Genomic DNA, 22,373 nt, shown 5'->3' with positions numbered 1-22,373 from the left:
AGGAACTTCCTTGGCTAACGGGCTGATCGCCTATCTGGACAGCATCAAGGCACGCGACCCTGCGGCGCGCAGCCGTTGGGAAGTGCTTTTCTATCCCGGTGTCCTCGCACTGGGGCTGCATCGCCTCGCCAACTGGCTGTGGGGCGGAAGGCTCTATTTCCTGGCGCGGATGGTCAATCATCTCAGCCGGGCGATCACGGCGATCGACATCCATCCCGGCGCCCGGATCGGGCGAAACCTGTTCATCGACCATGGCTTCACGGTGATCGGCGAAACCGCCGACATCGGCGACCGCGTCACCATCTACCAATGCGTCACGCTGGGCGGCACAAGCCCTTTCGACGGCATCGGTGGCAAGCGCCACCCGACTCTGGAGGATGACGTGGTGGTGGGTTCGGGGGCGCAGATTCTCGGCCCGATCACGGTCGGCAAGGGAGCGCGCGTCGGCGCCAATGCGGTCGTCACCAAGAATGTCGCGCCGGGCGCGACGATGGTCGGCCCCGTCGCGCGGCCCATTCCGGTGGATGCCGAAACGAGCAGCGGGTTCGTGCCCTATGGCACGCCTTGCGAGGAACTGACCGATCCCGTGCAGGCCAAGCTGTGCGAGCTCGAGCGCGAGATCGAGCGATTGCGCGCTCAGATCAAGGCCGCGCGCGATGCCGCGGAAGAACGGCGGAGTCGCAGCGCTTGAGCGTCGTGACGCTGTTCCCCCGACGGCCTGACCGGCAGCCGGCGGCATCTTTCGACCGACGCGAATTCATGACGATCATCGACCTTTACGGGCGGATGGTCGCGGCGGGTCATTGGCGCGACTATGCCATCCGCATGGAAGCCGATGTCGCAGTGTTCGCGGCTTTTCGCCGGACGTCGGAAAATCCCGAAATCCGCATCGAAAAACGCCCCGCGCTTTCACGAAAGCAGGGGGCGTTCGCCTTGATTGCCGAGCATGGGCAGACGCTCAAGCGGGGCCATGAGCTCCATCAGGTGCTGGCCCCGCTCGAACGGCGGCTCATGCGCTTGGTTCGGGACTAGCCTCCGCCACCGCAAGACGGCTGGGATGCGGCAGCCGCGCTTGCCATCCTTCGGGCAGCCTGGCGATAATCGACGACCGGGCCTGGTGCCAGAATGCCGACAGAAGCAGCAGCGCCGACCCGATCACCAGCGCGGTGAGCGCGATGTTGAGTTCGATCGCGCCGAACTGTTCGAACATGTCCGACAGGGCCCAGATCACATAGGCCAGCCCCGAGACGAGAAGCGCGCGCCGGTCGATTGCCAGAGCCGCGATACCGAGAGCGATGTAGAGCGCAATGACGAGCAGACCTTCGCCGATCGTCGCATGCCCGTCATTCAGTCCAAGGAGGGTGAAGACCGGGTGGACAATCATCGGCGCGGCAAGAAGATGCAGCCAGAATGCGACATCAGAGCGGCGCGTAACTCGGCCCGGATCGCTCATGTCCCAGCGCATCGCATAGGCGAAGATGCCGAGGCCGAGCAGCAGTACCACGGTCAGCATCACCGTCTTGAGAGCTTCATCGCCGATCGACCCCGCAAGTACGCCCGCGGTGATACCCGCGACGATCCCCGCCACAGCTGCGGCCCCGGCGGCCACGGTGATCGGCACGCGGAAGGTCTTCCAATGCAGCCAGGCCGCGCCTGCGGTGATTGCCGCGGCGAGGGCGGCAAGGAAGCCGCCGATCTGCTCGCTGGGCTCGGCAATCGAGGCCGCCACGATGACGGCCAGAAGGCTACCGACCGCCCAGAATGTCCCGCCGACAAAGGCGAGCATGAGGAGAATGGAAGGAAGCGCCATGCGTCGCTTGGCGGTGAAATAGGTCGCCAGCCCCCAAGCGGCTGCAGCCACCGCGGCACCGGCAAGCGGGGAGGGGCCGCCACCGGGCAGGGCGAAATTCAATCCCTGTCCGATCGCCTGTCCGATCCAGCCCACCGCTACGAGAAGGATGATGCTGGCCAGCGCCACGAAGATGTCGTTGAAGCCCGTGATCAGGCGGAAATGTTCTTCGTCGACCGCGGGCGCGGAGCGCTGCGCGGCAACGAAAGCGCGTAGCGAATTGGCGGCTTCGCGATTGATCGCTCCGGCCGCCACGGCGTCGTCGAGTTCCTGCTGGCTATACATGCATGCTCTCCCGGGGAAGTTGGAGAGAGCATAGACAGAGGTGTATTAATGTGTCAATACAGCAGGGCAATAAGGGCGGCCGGTGCCGTCCCGTAAATGGGGGGACTGGGTGACGACACCGGCCTTACTGTTAGCGGCAGCGATAGCGCTTGGACTTGAGGCCCTTTTCCACTTCGCGGCCGAGAAGCGCGCCGACGGCAGCGCCGATGATCGTGCCGGTGGCCCGTTCGCCGCGCGTATCGATCGCGCGACCGATGAGCGCGCCGCTGGCCGCGCCGAAGAGCATGCCGGTGGTGCCGTTGGTCCGCTTGCAGCGATAATAGCCGCGGCGGTCCTGCCATACCGGGCCGTCATAATAGCGCGACTGGCGCTCGTAACGGTCATGGTCGGCAAAGGCCGGAGTCGCGGCCATCGGCGCAGTCAGCGTGGCGGCGGAAATGGCGATCAACATGGCATTCTTCATGGGAGGTCTCCCTTGGTTAAACTTCACTGGCAACAGGCGTGCGCCTTTGATGCTGAACCGCTGGCAACAGGGATGTCAGATTAACCGAGGGGAGCATGGTTAACGATGAAGCGTTGCGGATCGGGGGGTGAGAAGAAAGGCCTGGTATGTGCAATCTTTACAGCATGACCGCGAGCGTCGATGCGATGCGCCAATTGTTCGGTCCCTTCAAAGGCGACCGCGCCAATTTGCTGGCTTTTCCGGAAATCTATCCTGGCCAGAAGGCCCCCGTCCTGCACCGCGAGGAAAGCGAACTGACCTATTCGTTGATGACCTGGGGTTTTCCCGGCCCGCAGGCGGCGAAAGGCAGGCCGGTAACGAACGTGCGCAATCTTACCTCGCCCTTCTGGCGATCGGCGCTCAACAACCCCGAACGGCGCTGCCTTGTGCCGGTCACGCGCTTCTGCGAATGGAGCCAGGCCCCCGATCCCGCCACCGGGCGAAAGGTCAAGCATTGGTTCGGAACCGGCGAGGCCAAGGGCGGGGAAGACCCGCTGTTCGCCTTTGCCGGAATCTGGCGGCCGGGCGGGGAAGAAAATTACATGGCATTCCTGACCTGTGCCCCCAACAGGATCGTGGGCGAGGTGCATCCCAAGGCCATGCCCGTGATGCTGGCGCCCCGCGACCATGACCGCTGGCTCGAAGGAGGGTTCGAGGATGTCGAAGCCCTTGCGCAGCCTTACCCCGACACCGACATGATCCAGATCAGCTAGGAGGCCCGAAAGATGGCGACGAAGAAGAAGAAAGAGGTCGGCGACGCCGTGGCAGACGCCGGTACGGCCGAAGAGGTGAAGCCCAAGAAAGCCAAGAAAACCAAGAAGGCCAAGAAAGAGAAGAAGAAGGCCAAGAAGGAAAAGAAGGTCCGCGTCGCCGTCGCGATCGAGGAAGAGACCGAAGGCACCAGCGAGAAGAAGGGCAAAAAAGGCAAGATCAAGGAAGAGGGATTGGATGCGCTCGGCAAGCTGGCCGACCATCCCCTCGTTGCCGATCTCGTCGCGGCAGGCGCGGTGGCTGCGGTCGGCGCCCTGGCAGAAAAGAAGGTCACCAGCGCGCGGGGCAAGTCCACCGGCTCGAAGGAAGCGCTCAAATTGGCCGGTGCGGCAGCTGCGGCGGCGATTGGCAAGCGGCTGATGGCCGAATTCGAGGAAGCAAAAGCCCGCCGCGAGGAAAGCGACGACGACGAGAATTGATCAGGCCGGGCGGCGTAAAAGGGTAAGGCGCGCGCGCCCCACCTTGCGCTCGGCCTCGAGGGCAAACCCGCCCGGTTCGCAGCTCTCCTTGGCGTCGGTCTCGACCGCCATCCAGCCGCCGGGCGCGAGCCAGTCGGCCTTTTCGACCGCTTCGATCACTGCGCTGCCGCTTCCCGGCGCATAAGGCGGGTCGGCAAGCACTAGGTCGTAGGGCCGCCCCGACAAGGGCGGGAGCGCCGCGGCCGAAAGCTGGCGCACCTCGGCGAGATGGCCGATCTGCAAGGTCGCAAGATTGGCGCGGATGGCGGCGATTGCGGCCCGGTCGGTCTCGACGAACACCGCCTTGGCCGCGCCGCGTGACAGCGCTTCGATGCCGAGCGCGCCCGAACCCGCATAAAGGTCGGCCACCCACAATTCCCCCATGCTCCCGATCCGGCTGGTCACCATCGAGAAAAGCGTTTCGCGCGTGCGGTCCGCGGTCGGGCGGGTCGCACGACCTTCGGGGGCCGCAAGAGGTCGGCCCCGATATTGTCCGGCGATGACCCTCACAGGGTCTTCCGGTAACGGAACAGCGCGTTGCGTTCGACTTCGCCGATCTGGCCCGGCTGCATTCCGCCCAGCTGGAAGGGTCCATAGCTCGTCCGGATGAGGCGCGAGACCTGCAGGCCGAGATGCGCGAGCACGTTGCGCACTTCGCGGTTCTTGCCTTCCTTGAGGCTGAGTTCGATCCAGCAGTTGCGCCCGGTCCGCCGCTCCAGATTGGCGTCGATCGGGCCATAGCGAACGCCGTCCACGGTCACGCCCTCGGCAAGTTCTTCAAGTTGCGCCTGGCTGACGGTGCCGAAAGCACGGGCGCGATAGCTGCGCACTACGCCGGTGGATGGCAATTCCATCTGCCGCTTGAACTCGCCATCATTGGTGAGGAGCAGCAGGCCCTCGGTATTATAGTCGAGTCGACCGATCGGCATCAGGCGCGGCAGCCCTTCGGGCAGCACGTCATAGATGGTCTTGCGCCCCTTGGGATCGCGTGCGGCGGTCAGGCAGAGGTTGGGCTTGTAGAAAAGGTAGAGCCGGGTCGCCTTGGGCTTCTCGACCGGTTTTCCGTCGACCGTCACCCCCTCGATCGTCTCCAAGAGGGTCGCGGGCGTTTCGACCCGGGTGCCGTTGATCGCGATCCGGCCGTCGGCGATCATCCGCTCGACTTCGCGACGCGATGCCACGCCCGCGCGAGCGAGCAGCTTGGCGATCCGCTGCGGTCCGGTCTCGCGCGGGGCAGGCGCGCTCCGCGGCGCGCGACTTTTTTTATCGGTCGGGGGCTTCCGGCGGGAACCGCCGGGCCGCTTCTGGCGCTTATCCTGTGTCACGGGTCTGGCTCTTAGGGGACATGGTGCTGTTCGGAAAGAAAAAGCGGCTGATCAAGCGCGTGCTCATCGTCGAGGATGAGCCGTTGGTGGCGTTTGACAATGAACAGCGGCTCGAACGGCTGGGCTATGAGGTCGTGGGAACGCGCGACAATTATGACGATGCGATCGCCGACCTGGAGCAAAGCGAAGTCGACCTGGTCCTTTGCGACGTCAAGCTGGCGAGCGAGAAGAGCGGCATCGACGTCGCCGCCGCGGCGCATGAAGCCGGAGTGCCCGTTCTCTTCGCGACCGGCAATCCGCCCAAGCAATGTGCCGCCTATGCGCTCGGTTCGCTGGTAAAGCCCTATAGCGACCGGCAATTGCGCGATGCGATCGACACGGTCGATCGCCTGCTCGCGGGCGAATCTCCCAAGGCGCCGACCGGCCTCACGCTTTATTCGGACGCCTGAATGCCGATTTCCCTGTCGATGAGGTCGTGAAAACGAGTCATGCCTGCCTCCAGCGTGCCGACCAGCATTTCGGTCTGAACCCCGCCATCGACCCCCGCCTGGCACAGTGCCGCCGCGCCGAAATCCTCCTTCCCGAAGGTGCCTTCATCGAGCAGTCGCCAGCTCTTCTCCCAGCGCGGCGCGAATTCGCCCGGGTCGGCATCGCCGGGGACGAGCATGAAATTCTCGACCCGGCAGCGATTGACCTTGCGGCCCGGCATCACGACCAGAAGATTGGCATAGTCGGGGCTGACCACCAGCACGCCGTTAGGGAAGATCTGGTAGGTGAAGGTTGCGACTTCGCGAACCTGCTGCCAGTCGCTCGTATCGACCTGCGCGGCATATTCGGTGCGTCCGACGGCAAATCGCTGATGGTCGCCCATGACGTCGCCCGTCGCGACCGCATCGGCGAAGTATTCGGCGATCGTGTCTTGGTGCAGCCGCTTGACATGATAGCTTTCAAGAAACGCGTCCATCACCATCTTCCAATTGGCTTTCACGCGGTGCGTGCGCCTCTTGTAGAGTGCCATGTCGCCCAGTCCGAGCGCTTCGAGATCCTCGCATAGCGCATCGAGGCGCGAGAAATCGGGATCTTTGCCGAACGCTCCCCAGATGATGTCGCCACATTCATGCGCGGCGTAGCGCACGAGATTGTGATCATCCTTGCACAGACCCGGAAAGCTGTCCTGCCGGGGCAGGCCCGCAAGGCTTCCGTCCGAACGATAGACCCAGGCGTGATAGGGGCATACGATCTTGCGTGCGGGAATCGGGCGCCGCTCATCGACGAGGCGGGTCCCGCGATGCGCGCAGCTATTGGCCAGCACATGGACCTCGCCCTCGGAATCGCGGGTGATCACGAGCGGCCGTCGATAATCGTCATGCGCGACCGCCATGTCGGGATGGGGCAAGAGCGCGGAGGGAATGAGCGGTACCGGCCGCTTGCCGAAAATCAGCTCCCGCTCCAGCTCGTGCCTTGCCTGATCGGTATAGCGGGCAGTCGACAGGCGATGGATTTCCTCGCCCTGCCATGTCTCGCCCCGCGCGAGGGCTTCGGCCAGGGCAACTTGTCCTTCGGTGGGGTGACGAGCGGGCTTGGGGACGGCCATGCACATGATGGTGCGCCTCCTCTTTTTATAACGCAAGTCAAGTTTTGCGAAAATCAGGTCAAGTTGCGTTCAGCCTCTTTCCCCTAGCGCACAAGCTGCTAGCGTCGGCATCGCCGGCGACAGCCGAAAACAGCGCATGGCCATGACAAGGGAGCCCTTATGACGGCAGAAGCGAAGACCAAACCGGGCTGGCGGACGCTGGCGCGTTCGATCCGTCACAAGAAGACGGGCTATATGCTCCTGTTCGGTTTTGCGGCTGGCCTGCCTTATGCGCTTCTTCTTGGCACGCTTTACGCCTGGCTCTCGGACGCCCAGGTCGATCTGGAAACGATGGGCGTCTTCTCGCTCATCGGCCTGGCCTATGCCTTCAAATTTCTCTGGTCGCCCGCGCTCGACCGGGTCGACATTCCGATCCTGCGCAAGCTGGGCAAGCGCAAGCAGTGGATCGTCACCGCGCAACTTCTCCTGGGCGCGATCCTCGTCATTCTCTCGACGCTCAATCCGCAGACCGCGCTTGGCTGGTTTTCGCTGCTTGCGGGGCTCGGGGCCTTCGCTTCGGCGACGCAGGATGTCGTGATCGATGCGTGGCGCGTCGATGTCGCCGACGAAGTGGCGACGATCGACATTCTCTCGACCGTCTACCAGATGGGCTATCGCCTGGCAGCGCTGGCGGGTGGCGCGCTCGCACTGTTCATGGCGCAGCGGCTCGGCTGGCCCGTGACCTATGCGGCCTTCGGCGGGACGATGCTGGTCGTCGGCGCGCTCGGCCTGTTCGCGCCCGACGCGGAACGCAGCGCCGAGCGGATCGAGGAGGAGCGCAAGGAACTCTCGACCCTGCGCGAAGCGGGGCAGATCCACCCCTCAGTGCGCAAATGGGCATTGCTCGCGATCGCGCTATTATGGGGTTGGGCGCTCCTCAATGTCGGCATCTTCATGGTGCGCTCGCTCGGCTCGGACCCCGGAACCCGTCCCGACAGCGTCGCCTTCATCGCGACGCAGGGACCGCTCATCGTCATCGCCACGGTGGTTATCCCGGCGCTTATCGCGGCCTGGCTCAATGGCCTACGGAAGAAGGGCCGCCATGTCCTCACCGAGGCCATGCCCGCGCAATCGAGCGCCGACCGTGCGCTCGATTTCGGCTATCGCGCGCTCGTGCTCCCGCTTGCCGAAATCATCGGTCGGCTCGGCTGGGCGACGATCATCGTCATCGGACTGGTCCTGACCTATCGCATCACCGACGCGATCTGGGGCAGCTTCGCCTATCCTTTCTACCTGGGCGAACTCCAATATTCGAAGGACGAGGTCGCGGTGGCGTCCAAATTCTTCGGGGTCGGCGCGCTGATGCTCGGGCTGGTACTCGGCGGCATTCTGCTCACGCTGATCGGGCGCATGGCGGCTCTCACGCTTGGCGCCGTGCTCGCGGCCGCGACCAATCTTCTCTACGCCGATCTCGCGATAGGCGGGGCGACCATGCAGGCCGTGTCCGACGCCACGGGCTTCAGCTGGCTGGTGACCAACCTCGGCGGCGATCCGCGCCTTGCCAAGCTCATGATGGCCATTGCGGGCGAAAATATCGCGGTCGGTCTCGCGGGGGCGGCCTTCGTCGCTTACCTCTCCTCGATCGTCGCGAAGGGCTATAGCGCGGTGCAATATGCCCTCTTGTCGTCGCTTACCCTGCTCGTCGGCACGCTGGGGCGCGGCGCACTCGGCCAGATGATCGAGGAACGGGGCTATTATTATGTCTTCGTGCTGACCATGGCGATCGGCGGCATCGCGGTGGTGCTGTGCCTCGTCGAATGGTGGCGCCAGCACAAGATCGGCCTCGCCGAACGCAACGCCCCGCCGCCCGAACCCGAATTCGCCTAGTCGGGCAGGGTGCCGTTGGCCTCGAGAACTTCGCCCGCAAGGTAAAGCGAGCCGAAGACCAACACGGCGTGGTCACCGGCGATGTCGGTCGACAGCAGAGAAATGGCTTGCTCCGCATCGCTCGCCGTCCCGACGTGCTCGATGCCCAAGATCCGTCGGGCCTCGTCCGCGAGCATGGCCGGCTCATGATGCTCATGGCTGTGGATGGGGAGGGCCGTCACGCCCTCCACTAGTCCCTCGAAAGGAGCAAGCAGTACGGACGGATCGCGGTTCGCCAGCAATCCGAAGACGAGGTGCAGCTTCCTGCCGTCGAAGAAACGCGCCAGCGCCCTTGCCGCATCCTCATTATGCCCGCCGTCGAGCCATAATTCATGGTTCGGAAGAAGCCCTGCAAGGTTGCCCTTGTCGAGTTTCTGGAGACGCGCGGGCCAGCTTGCCCGCTCGGTCATGGACGCGACCGCTTCAGGCTCGATCGAAAGTGCGTCCTGATATTGAAGCATCGCCGCGGCAAGACCCGCATTGGCAAATTGATGCGCGCCTTCAAGGCGAGGCAGCGGCAGAGTGAGGTTTGTCTTCCCTTCGAAAACAAGTTCTGCGCCCACTCGTTCGATATCCCAGTCGCGGCCTTGGATGACGGGTTTCGCGCCCACTGACAGGGCATGATCGACGATCAGGCTTTCGATCTCGGGGGGATAGGATTGCATCACCAGCGGCACCCCGCGCTTGGCAATCCCCGCTTTTTCCAACGCGATCCTGTCGAGCCGGTCGCCAAGAAAAGCCTGATGATCGAGGCCGAGCCCGGCAATCCCCGTTGCGGCAGGCGCCGGAATGACATTGGTCGCATCGAGCCGACCACCCAATCCTACTTCAATGAGGCAGGCGTCGGCAGGCGTCCGGGAGAAGGCGAGAAAAGCCGCCGCGGTGCTGATCTCGAAAAAGCTCGCTTTCATGCCTGCGGCGGCGTCGATCACCTCTTCGAGCAAGTCGGCCAGCGGCGCGTCGCCGATCAATTCGCCAGCCAGGCGGATCCGCTCGTTGAAGCGGACGAGATGCGGTGATGTAAAGACATGGACCGGACGCCCGCCCGCTTCGAATGCAGCACGCAGGAATGCAATGGTCGAGCCCTTGCCGTTGGTTCCCGCGACATGGAAGACCGGTGGCAAGCGGTCCTGCGGATCATTAAGCCGACGGCACAATTCGCCAATCCGCTCGAGCCCGAGGATATCGCCGCCCATGCCCAGGGCTGACAGCCGGTCGAGCTGCGCCTGCACGCCCCCATGGGACGAGCGCGCGCCGTCGGCCATCAGGCGGCGTCCTTGTTCCCGGTCAGATAGCCGACGAGACCGGCGAGCTTTTCCTTCAGCGCATGGCGATGCACGACCATGTCGATCATGCCATGCTCGAGCAGATATTCGGCGCGCTGGAAGCCCTCGGGCAATTTCTCGCGGATGGTCTGCTCGATGACGCGCTGGCCGGCAAATCCGATCAATGCGCCGGGTTCGGCGATCTGCACGTCGCCCAGCATCGCGTAGCTGGCGGTGACGCCCCCGGTGGTCGGGTCGGTGAGGACGACGATGTACGGGAGGCCCGCATCCTTCATTTCCTGGAGCGCGACCGTGGTCTTGGGCATCTGCATCAGCGACAGGATGCCTTCCTGCATGCGTGCGCCGCCCGCGGCGGTGAACAGGATGTAGGGACGTTTCGCCTCGATCGCGGCACGCAGGCCGGCGACCACGGCGGCACCCACCGCGATGCCCATCGACCCGCCCATGAAAGCGAAGTCCTGTACGCCGACGACGACCGGCCGCCCGTCGATCTTGCCCTTGGCATTGATGAGGGCGTCCTTGCGCTGGGTCTTGGCGCGGGCCTGTTTCATGCGGTCAGTATATTTCTTGGTATCGCGGAACTTGAGCGGGTCCTCGCGGACCTCAGGGCTCGGCAACTCTTCCCACTTGCCGTCGTCGAACAGCAGTTCGAACCGCTCCTTCACGCCGATGCGATCATGGAAATCGCAGCGCGGGCAGACATGGGCATTGCCTTCCCATTCGCGCAGGAACACCATGGCATCGCACTTCTTGCACTTGTGCCACAGCTGGTCCTCGGCCTGCCGCTTGGGCAGAAAGGGAATGCCATTGCGAACCTTGTCGATCCAGCTCATCTCTTACCTCAACTGTTGATCGGGGTGCGGGTAGACCGGGGAAGGGCGGCCTGTCTACAGCGTCGCGGCAATTTCGCGCAGTGCGCGGTCGGGATCCTCGGCCTGCGTCACGGGCCGTCCGATGACCAGGATCGATGCGCCATCGTCCATCGCCCGGCGCGGGGTGACCACGCGCTTCTGGTCGGCGCTGGCCGAGCCCTCGGGCCGCACGCCCGGAACAACGAAAAAGCCATCGTCCCACCATTTGCGAACCTGCCCCACTTCGCGGCCCGAACAGACGATGCCGTCGAGCCCGGATTCGCGCGCCAGCCGGGCCAGCCGTTCGACCTGGCCGTCCTGGTCGTCCTTGCAGCCCACCGCTGCCAGATCGTCGCTGTCGAGACTGGTAAGCACGGTCACGCCGACGACTTTGGTGCCCTCTGGCGCCGCGGCCTTGGCGTCTTCCATCATCGCGCGGCCCCCGCCCGCATGGACGGTGAGGATTGCCGGGACGAGCGGCGACATCGCGTGGATCGCCTTGGCGACCGTGTTGGGAATGTCGTGAAACTTGAGATCGAGGAAGATGGGCAGGCCCAGTTCGGCCATCTCCATCACGCCCCTGCGCCCGTTGTGGACGAAGAATTCCAGCCCCAGTTTGAGCCCGCCGGCATGGCGGAGCACCGCCGAGCCGATGGCCCGGGCGCGTTCCATGTCGGGCGTGTCGATCGCAACGTAAACTGGTCCGGACATCAATTGGCCTCGAAGGGGCTGGAGGGCTGGGGCGCGCTTTCGCGGGGCGGCGCGGAAGGCGGGCGAGGGGTCATCGGTGCCTGCACCACGTTGCGCTCGGTAAGCTCGAGCCGCCGCCGCAGCCGCCACAGGCGCGCGCGGTAATAGAACATCGTCGGCAGGAAGCCCGCGGCAAAGACGAGGCCGAGCAGGATGGGCAATTTGATCGCCATCCGTAGGTCGCCCCACAGGTCGACCATCACGTCATGCCAGTTGGCGGTCGCGAAAATGGCGATCGCGACGGCAAGGATCACCCAGAAGATGGTTTTCAGAAATTGCATGTCGGCGTGCCTCCCTTGGCCCCGCATTAGGCGCAAGCGGCGCATGTTTCCAGTCATGCGGTTCGTCGCACGGAGGATTCGCCCCGTCCGCCCCCTCGCAATTGCCATCTTGCTTCGCGGGCCGGTCTTTGCCACCGGAAAAGGCAGGGAGAGGGAGTGCAAAATGTCATGATGAAACGCCGTGCGTTTCTAGGGGCCGGCGGCCTGGTTGCCGCAGCCGGGTTGGCACTTGCCTTGCCCCAGCACTCCAGTGGCAGTGACACTCCGCCCGCGCCTCCGCCCATTCGGGCCGAAGCGAGCATCGCCGCGCCCGTTCACCAGCACCAGATCGACTATGACCGCTTCGACCGGCGCCTCCGGCAGCTGATGGAAAAGCCCTATATGGTCGGCATGGCGGTGGGCGTCGTCGAAAATGGCGAGATCACCTTCCTCAAGGGCTATGGCGTCACCGAGGCGGGAAGCGACGAGCCGGTCACACCCGAAACCGTCTTCCGCTGGGCCAGCGTGTCCAAGGGCGTGGCGGGCAGCCTCGCCGCCAAGCTCGCCGACGAAGGCAAGTTGCGCCTCGATGAAAGCATTGCCCGCTATTCGGCCAATCTCCTGCTCCCCGAAGGCGCCCAGCGCCAGGCGCGGATCGAGGACGTGCTTTCCCACCGGCTCGGCCTGTGGCGCAATGCCTATGACGACCGGCTCGAGGACGGGCAGGACCCCGACCAGATCCGCCGCGACCTGATGGGTACCCAGCTGACCTGCGCGCCCGGTACCTGCTGGTCCTACCAGAATGTCGCTTTCGATGCGGCCACCGACGTGGTCGAGAAAATCACGGGCCGCACCTATGCGACCGCGGTGAAGAACGAGCTGTTCCGTCCCTTGGGGATGCGCTCGGCCTCGCTCGACCGTGAAGGGCTCGTCAATTCGCCGAATTGGGCGCGTCCGCACAGCGCAGGACGACGTCCGCTTGAAGTGCAGGAAGCCTATTATCGCGTTCCGGCCGCAGGCGGGGTGAACAGCAATATCAAGGATCTGGCGACCTGGCTCCAGGCGCAGATGGGCCTCTTCCCCGATGTCCTGTCAGGCAAGGCCTTGTCGCTGGCGCATGAACCGCGCGTCGCCACGCCCAACGAAAATCGCCGCTTGCGCAACTTCCGCGAACGTGTCGGCGATCCGCGCTACGGCCTCGGCTGGCGCATCTACGACTATGCGGGTCGACGGCTCGTTGGCCATCGCGGCGGGGTGGATGGCTATCGCTCGCTCATCCTTTTCGATCCCGAGATGAAGACCGGCGTGGTCGCGATGTGGAACAGCAATGCGGGCAAGCCCACCGGTCTCCAGTTCGAGCTCATGGACCTTGCCTACCAGCTCGAACATCGCGACTGGCTGGAGATCGACAAGGGCTGATCCTCCGTAATTGCAACTTCGACGCCTCCCAAGGCGTTGAAAGAGCATGAAAACATTGATCCCCGCATTCGCCGCGGCAAGCCTTGTGCTTGCCGCTCCCTCCACCGCCACCCAGCAATCCGATGCGAACGCCTCGCCTCAATGGGGCGTGAGCCTTCCGTCGGGCCCCTTCGCGGGCAAGCGCGACCAGCAGATGCTCGCCGCCCAGATCATGCTCGCAGCGGCCCAGCATTCGCCAGGCGTGATCGATGGCTACCCCGGCGGCAATAGCGAGCGGGCGATCCGTTCCTTCCAGAAAGCCAAGGGCCTCGACGTCACCGGCAAGCTCGACGACAAGACCCTGTCGGCGCTCCGCAGCAACACGGGCAGCCCGCTTCTCGAAAAATATGAAATCAGCGCCGAGGATGCCTCGGGCGATTTCCGTTCGCCGGCTTCCTCGATGAAGAAAATGGCCGAGACCGGCCGCGTCGGTTATGCCTCGCTGAGCGAGAAGCTCGCCGAGAAATTTGGCATGAGCGAGGGCCTTCTGAAGGCGCTCAACCCGGGCGTGAAATATGGCGAAGGAAAGAGCATCGTCGTGGTCGCCCAGCAGCCGGGCAGCATCGGCGATGTCGCGCGGATCGAGATCGAGGGATCGGCCAACGAACTGCGCGCCTTTGACGAGGACGGAAAGATCCTCGCATCCTTCCCCGCCACCGTAGGGTCGAGCGAATTTCCCAGTCCCTCGGGCTCGATGACGGTCAATGCCGTCGCGCCGGAAGCCAATTACACCTTCGACCCGTCCGACCAGCAATGGGGAGGGGACGAGACCCTGGTCATCCCCGCGGGCCCGAACAATCCGGTCGGCGGCATCTGGATCGATCTTGCCAAGGATGGCTATGGCATCCACGGCTCGTCCGATCCGGCCAAGATCGGCAAGACCGCCAGCCATGGCTGCGTGCGCTTGACCAATTGGGATGCACAGCGGCTCGCCAAGGCGGTCAGCCAAGGAACCAAGGTCGAATTCCTCTAAGCCCGCCGCGCCCCTTTGCCGTCGCGCGAATCGGGCCGGAATAAGGCAGTATTTTTTGCCTTCGAGGGGCCTGCCTTTGCCGGGCAGGCCCCCTTTCTTTGGTTCGCTCGCGTAAAGGAATCCCGAAATTGGCAGATTTTTGCGTTTTTTTCGGTTTTCCTTTAAGATGGTTTCCATCGAGAGAAGCACACTTCCCCCCAGGCTTCATGCCATGCGCCGCGACCGCGGCTTTTTGTTGTGCGACTTTCCCACAGTGACAGGTCGCGTTCCGGGCGTTCATGCCCGACTGCCTGTCTGAAGCCACGCCAACGCGAGCCCGCCCGGGTTCGCGTTTTTTGTTTGAGGAGAAGCCATTTGGCCCACCAGACCGAATTCCTGATCGACCGTATGAAAGAGGAACGCGCCAAGGCAAAAGCTGCGACGCTGGTACGCGTAAGGGCCCTGCACGAGCGCGCCGCGCGCAGTTGGGAAAAACTGGCGAACCGGGCGATTGCCGCCGACAAACTTCGCGCCGCCGAGGAACAGCGCAAGGCCAAGATGCGCGCCGAAGCCGAGGCCAAGAAGGAAGGCGAACTCGCGCAGGCCTGACGCCTTTTCATCGCTGAACAGGACAAGGCGGGCGGACCGAAAGGTCGGCCCGCTTTCCTTTTGGGCAAAGGAGGGCTTGCCCGAGCGGGACGGCTGGGCGATGCGTGGGTCGATGAAAGGGGTGAAGATCTTCGCGGGCCTCATCGCCCTGATGGGCTGGACCGCTCTCCTGCTGCAGGCATGGCTGCTCGTCGGCCAGATGGGCCTCGGCGAGGGGCTGTGGCGCTTCCTCGGCTATTTCACCATTCTCACCAATATCGGCGTCGCCGTCGTCGCCAGTCTCCTCGCGCTCGGCCATCGAGGCGCATTGACGCGAGCCCGCGCGCGGCTCGTCTTCACCGCCGCCATCATTTTCGTCGGCGCGGCCTATTGGGCGCTGCTCGCAGGCCTGTGGCAGCCCACGGGCTGGCAACTGGTCGCCGACATCATCCTCCACACGCTCCAGCCGATCCTCTTCGCTTTGCTCTGGTGGCGAATGCATGACGGCAATCTGCGCACTCGTGACGCTGCCGCAGCAATGGGCTGGCCGCTTGGCTATGCAGGTTACGCCCTGCTGCGAGGCGCGAATGACGACTGGTATGCCTATTGGTTTCTCGACCCCGAACAGCAGGGCCTGGGCGGGATGTCGGTCAGCCTGCTCGCCCTCAGCTTCGCCTTCTTCCTGCTGGCATGGGGAATGTCCCGGCTGCCCCCTTACGCGAGGTCGCCCAACTGAGGCGGATCAGCCCGCGCTGACGAAACTGTCCAGCACTCGCTTCTTCCCGGCATGCTCGAACTCAACTTCAAGCTTGTTGCCTTCGATCGCCTCGACCGTCCCGTATCCGAACTTCTCGTGAAACACGCGTTGGCCCACTTCCAGGTCGCCGCGGCCCTTGTTGCCGAGGCTGACGGCGCTTCCCTTGGCTTCGATGGGGCCTTTGGCGGAGCGGATGCGGTCGGCGCGGCTAGCGGCTGAGCCGCTGCTGTTCATCGCGCGCTGGAAGCCGGGGCCACGGCGGCCGGGACGGGCGACATGGGCGAAGGGATCGTCATGTTCGCTCCACTGCGCGCGCCACAGACTTTCACCGCCCGACATGGTGGTTTCTTCCTCGACATGATCCTCGGGAAGCTCTTCGACGAAGCGCGAGGGAATGGAACTGGTCCACTGGCCATAAATGCGGCGGTTGGCGGCATGGAAGATGATGGCCTTTTCACGCGCGCGGGTGATCGCGACATAGGCAAGGCGGCGCTCTTCCTCGAGGCTCGCCAGCCCGCCTTCGTCGAGCGCGCGCTGCGACGGGAACAGCCCTTCCTCCCAGCCGGCAAGGAAAACCAGCGGGAATTCCAGGCCCTTGGCGGCATGGATGGTCATGATCGTCACCCGTTCGCCGTCCTTGCTGGCGTCATTGTCCATCACCAGGCTGACATGCTCGAGGAAAGCCTCGAGCGTCTCATATTCCTCCATCGCGCGGGTAAGTTCGGAAAGGTTGTCGAGACGCCCCGCCGCCTCGGCCGACTTGTCCGCCTGCAGCATCGCCGTATAGCCCGATTCATCGAGGATGATCCGCGCCAGCTCGGCATGGGGAAGCTCGCCCGCCATCTGTCGCCAGCGCGCGATATCGCCCACGAAACGGGCCAGCGCATTGCGCGCCGCGGGTCGCAATTCGTCGGTGTCGAGGATGTTCGCCGCCGCCATCAGCAGGGGCTCGCCCGCCGCCCGCGCATAGCGGTGGATGGTCGCCACGGCCTTGTCGCCCAGCCCGCGCTTGGGCGTATTGACGATCCGGTCGAACGCCAGGTCGTCGGCAGGCTGGTTGACGAGGCGGAGGTAAGCGATGGCGTCGCGGATCTCGGCGCGCTCGTAGAAACGGAAACCGCCGATGATCTGATAGTCGATCCCGATCGCGATGAAGCGGTCTTCGAACTCGCGCGTCTGGTGCTGCGCGCGTACGAGGATCGCGCAATCGTTGAGGCTGCCGCCTTTCGAGACATGGTTCTCGATTTCCTCGCCGACGCGCCGCGCTTCCTCGGGGCCGTCCCAGACACCGATCACGCGGACCTTCTCGCCCATGCCCGCCTCGGTCCACAATTCTTTGCCCAGCCGGCCCGAATTATGCGCGATCACTCCGCCTGCCGCGGCGAGAATATGGCCGGTCGAGCGGTAATTCTGCTCGAGCCGGATGATCGTGGCGTCGGGAAAATCCTTCTCGAAACGGAGGATGTTGGCCACTTCGGCCCCGCGCCACGAATAGATCGACTGGTCGTCATCACCCACGCAGCAGATATTGTTGCGCGGCGCGGCGAGCAGCTTGAGCCATTCATACTGGCTCGCATTGGTATCCTGATATTCGTCCACGAGGATGTAGCGGAACCGGTCGCGATAGCTTTCCAGCACATCGGGATGCGCCTTGAAGATGGTCAGCATATGCAAAAGCAGGTCGCCGAAATCGGCGGCATTCACCGCGCGCAGCCGCTCCTGATATTGGGCATAGAGTTCCTGCCCCTTGCCATTGGCATAGGCCTCCGCATCGGCGGCGCTCACCTTGTCTGGGGTGAGGCCCTTGTTCTTCCACTGGTCGATCAGGCCGGCCAGCTGGCGCGCGGGAAAGCGCTTGTCATCCACATTGGCCGCCTGGATGAGCTGCTTCAGAAGGCGCAGTTGGTCGTCGGGGTCGATGATCGTGAAATTGGATTGCAGCCCCACCAGCTCGGCATGGACGCGCAGCATCCGCGCGCACACCGCGTGAAAGGTGCCGAGATAGAGCATGCCCTCCACCGCGCCGCCGGTGATCTGCGAGATGCGCTCCTTCATCTCGCGCGCGGCCTTGTTGGTAAAGGTCACCGCGAGGATCTGGCTCGGCCAGGCAAGGCGGCTGGCGATGAGATGCGCAAGCCGCGCCGTGAGCGCGGCGGTCTTGCCCGTTCCGGCCCCGGCCAGCATCAGCACCGGCCCCTCGGTCGTGAGCACGGCTTCGCGCTGGGGCGGGTTCAGTCCCTTGATATAGGGCGGTTCGGACTGGGGAACGGGAGGGGCGGATTCGGTCACGCGTGAACAGGTAGGGAACATCGCTTGGCGGGGCAAGCGGGGAGGCGTAAGAAAGCGGCATGACGAAGATGCTCGAAGGGGGATGCCATTGCGGCGCGGTGCGCTACCGGCTCGACGCCGCGGCAGTGCGGCGCCAGGCGATCTGCCACTGCCGCGATTGCCAGCGCCATTCGGGCGCGCCGATGGTCGCATGGGCCCTCGTCGATGAAGGCGGCCTCTCGGTCACGGGCGATCCGGGCGAGCATTGCTCCTCGCCCGGGGTGCGCTGGCAATTCTGCCCGCGCTGCGGAACCGGCCTGTTCTATCGGAACGCATCCTCCGAAGGACGCATCGACGTGCAGGCGATGACTTTCGATGATCCGGGCGAACTTCCCGATCCCGTCGCGCGGGTGCAGATGGCGGAGGCGGTGCATTGGGTGCGCAACCTCGACCATATTCCCGCTCACGATCGCTTCCCCGACAGTTGATCCGTCCGCGATTCGAATCGATTCCCGGCGTGATTCGGGTTGCGAATCGGCTGGCCCCGGGCTAGGGGCGCGGCTGAAATGGCGGCATGCTCCCGAACGGGCCCGCTTATCCACGATATCCCCGTTTTCCACAGGCAATTTGCTGGAAATTCGCGTTGTATCGCAGGGATTTCCGCCTCATATTGAAACTGTGATCGGGACGAAGCGCCCGGCCTTCCCCAGGGAAGGAAGGGAACGCAAGTTCCGATCTCCGCCGGCAGGCGACTGGGTTGCCATTCAACCCGCACTGCTCCTCCGGGAGCGGAGGTGGGGGCAGCCAAAGACCAGCCGGTCAGAGGCGCCGGAAGAGCTGGATCTTCCTGACGCGAAACGCGGTGTTCCTCCGGGGATGCAGGCGGCGCGAAGGAAACCAGCCCAAGAAGGGCCGCCGAAAACCTGATGGCTGCGAATGTCTTCGGATGTTCGGGCCGGACGGAGCGGAAGACAAGCGGGGCATCCTCCGGGATGTCGGCGCGGTCGGAAGCGAAGACCGGCTCCTTCGGGAGGACATCGGGAAGGAAGCGACGCCTGAGCGGGTGCGCAAGGATCGTGGAGATGTTGTTCTTCGGAACAATGATGAAGCGAACACCGGCAGATCCTCGGCTCGGCGCAGTGGGGACCAGCAGCGATGCTGGTCCCCATTTCTTTTGGGCGCTGGGCAGAAGGGCCCGCCTCGTCGAAACACACTGGGCGCGCCTTCCAGGCTGGGGTAAATTGGCCTTCCACAAGCGTGAAAGGGGACCGTCATGAAACTGATCGCATGGAGCTTGGCCGCGTCGCTGGCCGTTTCGAGTGCTGCCCAGGCGGAACCTGCAAATATCGCCGCCGCTGTCGCCAACGATGACCGGATCGACGAAAATGAAGCGCGCGACGCGGAGCGGATGCCGGTCGAGGTGCTGAGCTGGGCAGGTCTCGAGAAAGGCGACCGCGTGCTCGATCTCTTCGGCGGCAATCTCTACTGGGGTGAAATCATCGCGCCTGCCGTGGGTGAAGAGGGCCATCTCACCATCTGGCAGCCGACCCAATTCTTCCAGCCCGGCGCACGCGAGGCGGCAGGCGCCTTTTTCGGCAGCCAGCCCAATGTGAGCATCGTCTCCACGCCCTTCGAGGGCATCACGCTGGGCGAGGACGCCTATGACTTCATCCTCGTCAATCTCAACGTCCACGACTTCTGGTGGTCGAGCGAAAGGTTCGGCATTCCCGAAATGGACCCCGACCGCATCGCTGTCGAACTGGCCGATGCCCTCGCTCCCGGCGGGCGCTTGCTGGTGATCGACCATCGCGGCAATGCGGGAGAGGATGTCCGCGCGCAAGTCGAGGCCACGCATCGTATCGATCCCGATGTCGTCGCCGCTCTGTTCGGTCGTGCGGGCCTTCGGCTGATGGAAACGAGCGATCTTCTCGCCAACCCCGAGGACGACCGTTCGGTGAGCGTGTTCGACGAAAAGGTGCGCGGCAATACAGACCGCTTCATGCACCTCTACGTCAAACCCGAATAGGCAGGCTAGGGCGCGTCAGCGCGCCGCGATTTCGCGCACCTTGTCCGAATAGATGCGACCGACAGGCTGTTCGGTGCCGTCGGCGAGGCGGGCGACCCAACGCCCCGACGAATTGCGAGCGAACCCCGCGATGAAATCGCGCCGGACCAGCGCCGATCGGTGCAGCCGGACGAACATCTTGGGATCGAGCCCCTGTTCGAGCGCGGTCATCGAATGGTGGATGAGCCAGCTCTTGGGGCCGACATGAAGGCGCATATAGTCGCGCTCGGCCGAAACCCGCTCGATGTCGCAGGCCGCGATGCGGACGAGGCCCGACAGGTCGGACGCCCAGAATTCTTCGAGATATTCGCTTTCGCTTTCGCGCTTGGCACTGTCGCCTTCTTCCTCGCGCGCGGCCAGCGCGGCGCGGGCGCGCTGGATCGCGGTATCGAGGCGGGTCTGCTCGACCGGCTTCATCAGATAATCGACCGCCGCGACTTCGAAAGCGGCCACCGCGAACTGGTCGAAGGCGGTGACGAAGACGACCGCGGGGGCATTGTCCTGCCGCGAAAGTTTGCGCGCCACCTCGATCCCGTCAGGCCCCGGCATGGCGATGTCGAGAAGCAGTACATCGGGTTCGAGCTCGGCGGTCTTGGCAACGGCCTCGTCGCCATCCTCGGCGACCCCGACCAGCTTCACGCCGTCCATCCGGCCAAGCAGGATTTCGAGCCGTTCGGAAGCCAGTGGTTCGTCATCGGCAATGAGGACCTTGAGCGGTTCAGTCATCATCTTCCTCTTCGACTGTGGAGGGTACGGCCAGCGATACCTTGAAGCCGCCTTCGATGGGTCCGAAACGGCAATCGGCGGCACTGCCGAACTGCGCGGCGAGACGCTGGCAGACATTGGTCAGGCCCGTCCCGGTGCCCGCCGGTCGCGGGCGGCTCGACACCTGGCAGCCTTCGGGCATGCTGTTGACGATGTCGATCTGGACGCGGCCGTCGAACAGCCGCTCGGCATGGATCTTGATCGTCACATTGGCGCGGGTGGTCGAGACGCCATATTTGATCGCATTCTCGACGATCGGCTGGAGAATGAGCGCGGGTACGCGCGTTTTCGCCACATCGTCAGGCACTTCGATCTCGACCGTCAGCCGCTCGGGAAAGCGCGCTTTTTCGATTTCGAGATAGAGCCGCTGCAGATCGATTTCCTCGGCCAGCGTGACATTCTCCGCCGGATCGAGCGACAGCGAAGTGCGGAAGAAGGTCGACAGTGCCATCAGCATGCTTTCGGCCCGCTCGTGGCGCCCGCTCATGATCAGCGAGGAAAGGCTGTTGAGCGTGTTGAACAGGAAATGCGGATTGACCTGGTAACGCAGCGCGCGGACCTGCGCGGCCTGCTCGGCGGCTTCGGCTTCGGCGAGCCTGCGCCGCGATACCGCGACCTGTCCCGCCGAAACGCCCGCGATATATACCGCGCTCCACGCCGCGAAAAAGAAGAGCCAGACCACTGCGGCATCGGCGGCAAAGCGCACCTTTTCGTTGGTGCCCAATTCATTGAGCTTGGGCAGGGTGAATACGAGCGGCTCGCCGCTGTTGCGCTCGATCTTGATCTCGCGCCCCTTCTGCACGATTACCGCGCCTTCGCGCGCCTGAACCCGATATTCGGCCTTGGTGTCGCTATTGAGCGGCGCGGCGATCAGGATAGCGATGCCCTGGAGGATCGCCGCGCTGATCGAGGCGATGGTCGCGACGATTGCCCGACGGCGCGTCCCGCTCCCCTCGCGAACCGAGTGGATGACGAGATAGATGCCGAAAGTCAGCACCATCCCGCTCAGCATCGTCGGCGCGCGGTTCATCACGACGCCCGAAAAATCGCCCGACAGGCCCGCGCGCACGAGCACGGTGACAAGGTAGATCAGCCAGAAGACCAGGATCGTCTTGATGGCAAAGCCCAGCCCGCCATAGGGGTGACCGGCCTCGGCGGGCTTGATGGACGAATGGCGCATGATTCTGCCTTACTCCTCCGGGTCGTTTCGCACCATAAGCGCAGCGCACATTGGTAGAAGGGGTCGTGCCGCTGGTCGATAAGGCGCGCGGAACAGCGTGGCAGCACCATCCGTTACAGGGAAAATCGCCTGTAGCCGGAGAGGAATATCCCATGAGCCATCACGACCGCCACGTCAGCGCCGATGAGCCTAGCAAGGAACTTGAGGAAAAGGTCAAACGCCACCCCGAGGATGAAAATGTGAAGGTTGATCTGGGCAGCGATGAATCGATGGATGCTTCCGATCCGCCCTCGGTCGTCCAGCCGGGTAGCGACCATGAGGAAGATCTGCCCCGCCCGCACAAGAAATAGGGGCGAACGGCCAAACGATGCGCCGACGCAACGAAAATCGGCGCATCGTTGCCAAAATCCCACAGGGCGCCGACAAGTGGCGCATCTCCGCCCTTTGCGGTTGCATGGGGTGCAAGCCTTTGATTCAATTCGAATCGGGTGGGGCCCCTGGTTA

At 64.1% G+C, this 22,373-nt stretch carries 25 protein-coding genes; 13 read left to right on the top strand and 12 right to left on the bottom strand.

The window, feature by feature from the left end:
* Nucleotides 1-10: 10 nt before the first annotated feature.
* Both epsC and FHS50_RS06060 read left to right on the top strand, forming a co-directional pair.
* Nucleotides 11-691, top strand: coding sequence for a serine O-acetyltransferase EpsC (epsC, locus tag FHS50_RS06065; RefSeq protein WP_183933448.1), 681 nt, complete (start codon nucleotides 11-13; stop codon nucleotides 689-691).
* Entirely contained in the window at nucleotides 688-1,032 is a 345-nt protein-coding gene (locus FHS50_RS06060; RefSeq protein ID WP_183933447.1) for a DUF2794 domain-containing protein, read from the top strand. Before epsC ends, FHS50_RS06060 begins: the two co-directional genes overlap by 4 nt.
* Here FHS50_RS06060 and FHS50_RS06055 read toward each other — a convergent pair.
* Nucleotides 1,010-2,134: a hypothetical protein gene (locus FHS50_RS06055; protein ID WP_183933446.1), complete on the bottom strand. Its 1,125-nt coding sequence runs from the start codon at nucleotides 2,132-2,134 to the stop codon at nucleotides 1,010-1,012. The two genes, FHS50_RS06060 and FHS50_RS06055, sit on opposite strands and share 23 nt — an antisense overlap.
* A gap of 130 nt (nucleotides 2,135-2,264) precedes the next feature.
* On the bottom strand, nucleotides 2,265-2,597 hold the full coding sequence (locus FHS50_RS06050; protein ID WP_183933445.1) for a glycine zipper 2TM domain-containing protein: 333 nt from the start codon (nucleotides 2,595-2,597) through the stop codon (nucleotides 2,265-2,267).
* Nucleotides 2,598-2,743: 146 nt separating this feature from the next.
* On the opposite strand from FHS50_RS06050, the gene FHS50_RS06045 reads away from it, so the two are divergent.
* Nucleotides 2,744-3,349: an SOS response-associated peptidase gene (locus FHS50_RS06045; RefSeq protein WP_183933444.1), complete on the top strand. Its 606-nt coding sequence runs from the start codon at nucleotides 2,744-2,746 to the stop codon at nucleotides 3,347-3,349.
* Nucleotides 3,350-3,361: 12 nt separating this feature from the next.
* Nucleotides 3,362-3,826 carry a hypothetical protein gene (locus FHS50_RS06040; RefSeq protein WP_183933443.1) on the top strand — a complete coding sequence of 155 codons (465 nt, stop codon included), beginning with the start codon at nucleotides 3,362-3,364 and terminating at the stop codon, nucleotides 3,824-3,826.
* Here the strand turns inward: FHS50_RS06040 and rsmD are convergent, their stop codons facing one another.
* Nucleotides 3,827-4,375, bottom strand: coding sequence for a 16S rRNA (guanine(966)-N(2))-methyltransferase RsmD (rsmD, locus tag FHS50_RS06035; protein WP_183933442.1), 549 nt, complete (start codon nucleotides 4,373-4,375; stop codon nucleotides 3,827-3,829).
* Nucleotides 4,372-5,190 carry a pseudouridine synthase gene (locus tag FHS50_RS10705; protein WP_183933441.1) on the bottom strand — a complete coding sequence of 273 codons (819 nt, stop codon included), beginning with the start codon at nucleotides 5,188-5,190 and terminating at the stop codon, nucleotides 4,372-4,374. Before FHS50_RS10705 ends, rsmD begins: the two co-directional genes overlap by 4 nt.
* A 20-nt stretch (nucleotides 5,191-5,210) precedes the next feature.
* On the opposite strand from FHS50_RS10705, the gene FHS50_RS06025 reads away from it, so the two are divergent.
* The gene (locus tag FHS50_RS06025; RefSeq protein WP_183933440.1) at nucleotides 5,211-5,639 is read left to right on the top strand and encodes a response regulator; all 429 of its coding nucleotides are present in this window, start codon (nucleotides 5,211-5,213) and stop codon (nucleotides 5,637-5,639) included.
* Here the strand turns inward: FHS50_RS06025 and FHS50_RS06020 are convergent.
* Nucleotides 5,624-6,790, bottom strand: coding sequence for an aromatic ring-hydroxylating oxygenase subunit alpha (locus FHS50_RS06020; RefSeq protein ID WP_183933439.1), 1,167 nt, complete (start codon nucleotides 6,788-6,790; stop codon nucleotides 5,624-5,626). The genes FHS50_RS06025 and FHS50_RS06020 overlap by 16 nt on opposite strands.
* A 153-nt stretch (nucleotides 6,791-6,943) precedes the next feature.
* Between FHS50_RS06020 and FHS50_RS06015 the strand changes: the two genes are divergently transcribed.
* Nucleotides 6,944-8,650 (top strand): AmpG family muropeptide MFS transporter, encoded by a 1,707-nt coding sequence (locus tag FHS50_RS06015; protein WP_183933438.1) that lies wholly within the window; start codon nucleotides 6,944-6,946, stop codon nucleotides 8,648-8,650.
* Here FHS50_RS06015 and FHS50_RS06010 read toward each other — a convergent pair.
* Genes FHS50_RS06010 through FHS50_RS05995 form a run of 4 tightly spaced genes read right to left on the bottom strand, consistent with a single transcriptional unit; the run spans nucleotide 8,647 to nucleotide 11,857 of the window.
* Nucleotides 8,647-9,954: a bifunctional folylpolyglutamate synthase/dihydrofolate synthase gene (locus tag FHS50_RS06010; protein ID WP_183933437.1), complete on the bottom strand. Its 1,308-nt coding sequence runs from the start codon at nucleotides 9,952-9,954 to the stop codon at nucleotides 8,647-8,649. The two genes, FHS50_RS06015 and FHS50_RS06010, sit on opposite strands and share 4 nt — an antisense overlap.
* A complete protein-coding gene (accD, locus tag FHS50_RS06005) occupies nucleotides 9,954-10,808 on the bottom strand; it encodes an acetyl-CoA carboxylase, carboxyltransferase subunit beta (protein WP_183933436.1) in 855 nt (284 codons plus the stop codon). The genes FHS50_RS06010 and accD overlap by 1 nt, the downstream gene beginning before the upstream one ends.
* A 54-nt stretch (nucleotides 10,809-10,862) precedes the next feature.
* Complete coding sequence (gene pyrF, locus FHS50_RS06000) at nucleotides 10,863-11,537, bottom strand: orotidine-5'-phosphate decarboxylase (RefSeq protein ID WP_183933435.1); 675 nt, start codon at nucleotides 11,535-11,537, stop codon at nucleotides 10,863-10,865.
* Nucleotides 11,537-11,857, bottom strand: coding sequence for a hypothetical protein (locus tag FHS50_RS05995; RefSeq protein WP_183933434.1), 321 nt, complete (start codon nucleotides 11,855-11,857; stop codon nucleotides 11,537-11,539). Before FHS50_RS05995 ends, pyrF begins: the two co-directional genes overlap by 1 nt.
* A gap of 168 nt (nucleotides 11,858-12,025) precedes the next feature.
* Here FHS50_RS05995 and FHS50_RS05990 point away from each other — a divergent pair, with 168 nt between their 5' ends.
* From FHS50_RS05990 to FHS50_RS05975, 4 genes are all read left to right on the top strand, one after another.
* Nucleotides 12,026-13,255: a serine hydrolase domain-containing protein gene (locus FHS50_RS05990; RefSeq protein ID WP_183933433.1), complete on the top strand. Its 1,230-nt coding sequence runs from the start codon at nucleotides 12,026-12,028 to the stop codon at nucleotides 13,253-13,255.
* 46 nt (nucleotides 13,256-13,301) lie between these two features.
* Nucleotides 13,302-14,267 (top strand): L,D-transpeptidase family protein, encoded by a 966-nt coding sequence (locus FHS50_RS05985; RefSeq protein ID WP_246332968.1) that lies wholly within the window; start codon nucleotides 13,302-13,304, stop codon nucleotides 14,265-14,267.
* Nucleotides 14,268-14,621: 354 nt separating this feature from the next.
* On the top strand, nucleotides 14,622-14,855 hold the full coding sequence (locus tag FHS50_RS05980) for a hypothetical protein (RefSeq protein ID WP_183933432.1): 234 nt from the start codon (nucleotides 14,622-14,624) through the stop codon (nucleotides 14,853-14,855).
* Nucleotides 14,856-14,931: 76 nt separating this feature from the next.
* Entirely contained in the window at nucleotides 14,932-15,570 is a 639-nt protein-coding gene (locus FHS50_RS05975) for a Pr6Pr family membrane protein (RefSeq protein ID WP_183933431.1), read from the top strand.
* 6 nt (nucleotides 15,571-15,576) lie between these two features.
* On the opposite strand, the gene FHS50_RS05970 is transcribed toward FHS50_RS05975, so the two are convergent.
* Nucleotides 15,577-17,880: a UvrD-helicase domain-containing protein gene (locus FHS50_RS05970; RefSeq protein ID WP_456115179.1), complete on the bottom strand. Its 2,304-nt coding sequence runs from the start codon at nucleotides 17,878-17,880 to the stop codon at nucleotides 15,577-15,579.
* Between the two features lie 59 nt (nucleotides 17,881-17,939).
* Here FHS50_RS05970 and FHS50_RS05965 point away from each other — a divergent pair, with 59 nt between their 5' ends.
* Together FHS50_RS05965 and FHS50_RS05960 are read left to right on the top strand one after the other, a co-directional pair.
* Nucleotides 17,940-18,347: a GFA family protein gene (locus FHS50_RS05965; protein WP_183933429.1), complete on the top strand. Its 408-nt coding sequence runs from the start codon at nucleotides 17,940-17,942 to the stop codon at nucleotides 18,345-18,347.
* 785 nt (nucleotides 18,348-19,132) lie between these two features.
* Nucleotides 19,133-19,885 (top strand): class I SAM-dependent methyltransferase, encoded by a 753-nt coding sequence (locus tag FHS50_RS05960; protein WP_183933428.1) that lies wholly within the window; start codon nucleotides 19,133-19,135, stop codon nucleotides 19,883-19,885.
* A gap of 15 nt (nucleotides 19,886-19,900) precedes the next feature.
* On the opposite strand, the gene FHS50_RS05955 is transcribed toward FHS50_RS05960, so the two are convergent.
* A complete protein-coding gene (locus FHS50_RS05955) occupies nucleotides 19,901-20,653 on the bottom strand; it encodes a LytR/AlgR family response regulator transcription factor (protein WP_322597111.1) in 753 nt (250 codons plus the stop codon).
* Nucleotides 20,643-21,869, bottom strand: coding sequence for a sensor histidine kinase (locus FHS50_RS05950; protein ID WP_183933427.1), 1,227 nt, complete (start codon nucleotides 21,867-21,869; stop codon nucleotides 20,643-20,645). The genes FHS50_RS05955 and FHS50_RS05950 overlap by 11 nt, the downstream gene beginning before the upstream one ends.
* A gap of 152 nt (nucleotides 21,870-22,021) precedes the next feature.
* Between FHS50_RS05950 and FHS50_RS05945 the strand changes: the two genes are divergently transcribed.
* On the top strand, nucleotides 22,022-22,219 hold the full coding sequence (locus FHS50_RS05945; protein WP_183933426.1) for a hypothetical protein: 198 nt from the start codon (nucleotides 22,022-22,024) through the stop codon (nucleotides 22,217-22,219).
* The last annotated feature ends 154 nt before the right edge of the window (nucleotides 22,220-22,373 follow it).

The sequence above is a fragment of the Sphingomicrobium lutaoense genome (genome assembly GCF_014195685.1).
Classification (GTDB): domain Bacteria; phylum Pseudomonadota; class Alphaproteobacteria; order Sphingomonadales; family Sphingomonadaceae; genus Sphingomicrobium; species Sphingomicrobium lutaoense.
The sequence above is the reverse complement of the archived record's forward strand: the minus strand, read 5'-3'. Positions and strand labels throughout refer to the sequence as shown.

Excerpts from the sequence above, each read along its gene's own strand:
- FHS50_RS06055 (WP_183933446.1), bottom strand. The coding sequence starts at position 2,134 with ATGTATAGCCAGCAGGAACTCGACGACGCCGTGGCGGCCGGAGCGATC.
- FHS50_RS06050 (WP_183933445.1), bottom strand. The coding sequence starts at position 2,597 with ATGAAGAATGCCATGTTGATCGCCATTTCCGCCGCCACGCTGACTGCG.
- FHS50_RS06045 (WP_183933444.1), top strand. The coding sequence starts at position 2,744 with ATGTGCAATCTTTACAGCATGACCGCGAGCGTCGATGCGATGCGCCAA.
- FHS50_RS06040 (WP_183933443.1), top strand. The coding sequence starts at position 3,362 with ATGGCGACGAAGAAGAAGAAAGAGGTCGGCGACGCCGTGGCAGACGCC.
- FHS50_RS06025 (WP_183933440.1), top strand. The coding sequence starts at position 5,211 with ATGGTGCTGTTCGGAAAGAAAAAGCGGCTGATCAAGCGCGTGCTCATC.
- FHS50_RS06020 (WP_183933439.1), bottom strand. The coding sequence starts at position 6,790 with ATGTGCATGGCCGTCCCCAAGCCCGCTCGTCACCCCACCGAAGGACAA.
- FHS50_RS06015 (WP_183933438.1), top strand. The coding sequence starts at position 6,944 with ATGACGGCAGAAGCGAAGACCAAACCGGGCTGGCGGACGCTGGCGCGT.
- FHS50_RS06010 (WP_183933437.1), bottom strand. The coding sequence starts at position 9,954 with ATGGCCGACGGCGCGCGCTCGTCCCATGGGGGCGTGCAGGCGCAGCTC.
- accD (WP_183933436.1), bottom strand. The coding sequence starts at position 10,808 with ATGAGCTGGATCGACAAGGTTCGCAATGGCATTCCCTTTCTGCCCAAG.
- pyrF (WP_183933435.1), bottom strand. The coding sequence starts at position 11,537 with ATGTCCGGACCAGTTTACGTTGCGATCGACACGCCCGACATGGAACGC.
- FHS50_RS05995 (WP_183933434.1), bottom strand. The coding sequence starts at position 11,857 with ATGCAATTTCTGAAAACCATCTTCTGGGTGATCCTTGCCGTCGCGATC.
- FHS50_RS05990 (WP_183933433.1), top strand. The coding sequence starts at position 12,026 with ATGATGAAACGCCGTGCGTTTCTAGGGGCCGGCGGCCTGGTTGCCGCA.
- FHS50_RS05985 (WP_246332968.1), top strand. The coding sequence starts at position 13,302 with ATGAAAACATTGATCCCCGCATTCGCCGCGGCAAGCCTTGTGCTTGCC.
- FHS50_RS05965 (WP_183933429.1), top strand. The coding sequence starts at position 17,940 with ATGACGAAGATGCTCGAAGGGGGATGCCATTGCGGCGCGGTGCGCTAC.
- FHS50_RS05960 (WP_183933428.1), top strand. The coding sequence starts at position 19,133 with ATGAAACTGATCGCATGGAGCTTGGCCGCGTCGCTGGCCGTTTCGAGT.
- FHS50_RS05955 (WP_322597111.1), bottom strand. The coding sequence starts at position 20,653 with ATGATGACTGAACCGCTCAAGGTCCTCATTGCCGATGACGAACCACTG.
- FHS50_RS05950 (WP_183933427.1), bottom strand. The coding sequence starts at position 21,869 with ATGCGCCATTCGTCCATCAAGCCCGCCGAGGCCGGTCACCCCTATGGC.
- FHS50_RS05945 (WP_183933426.1), top strand. The coding sequence starts at position 22,022 with ATGAGCCATCACGACCGCCACGTCAGCGCCGATGAGCCTAGCAAGGAA.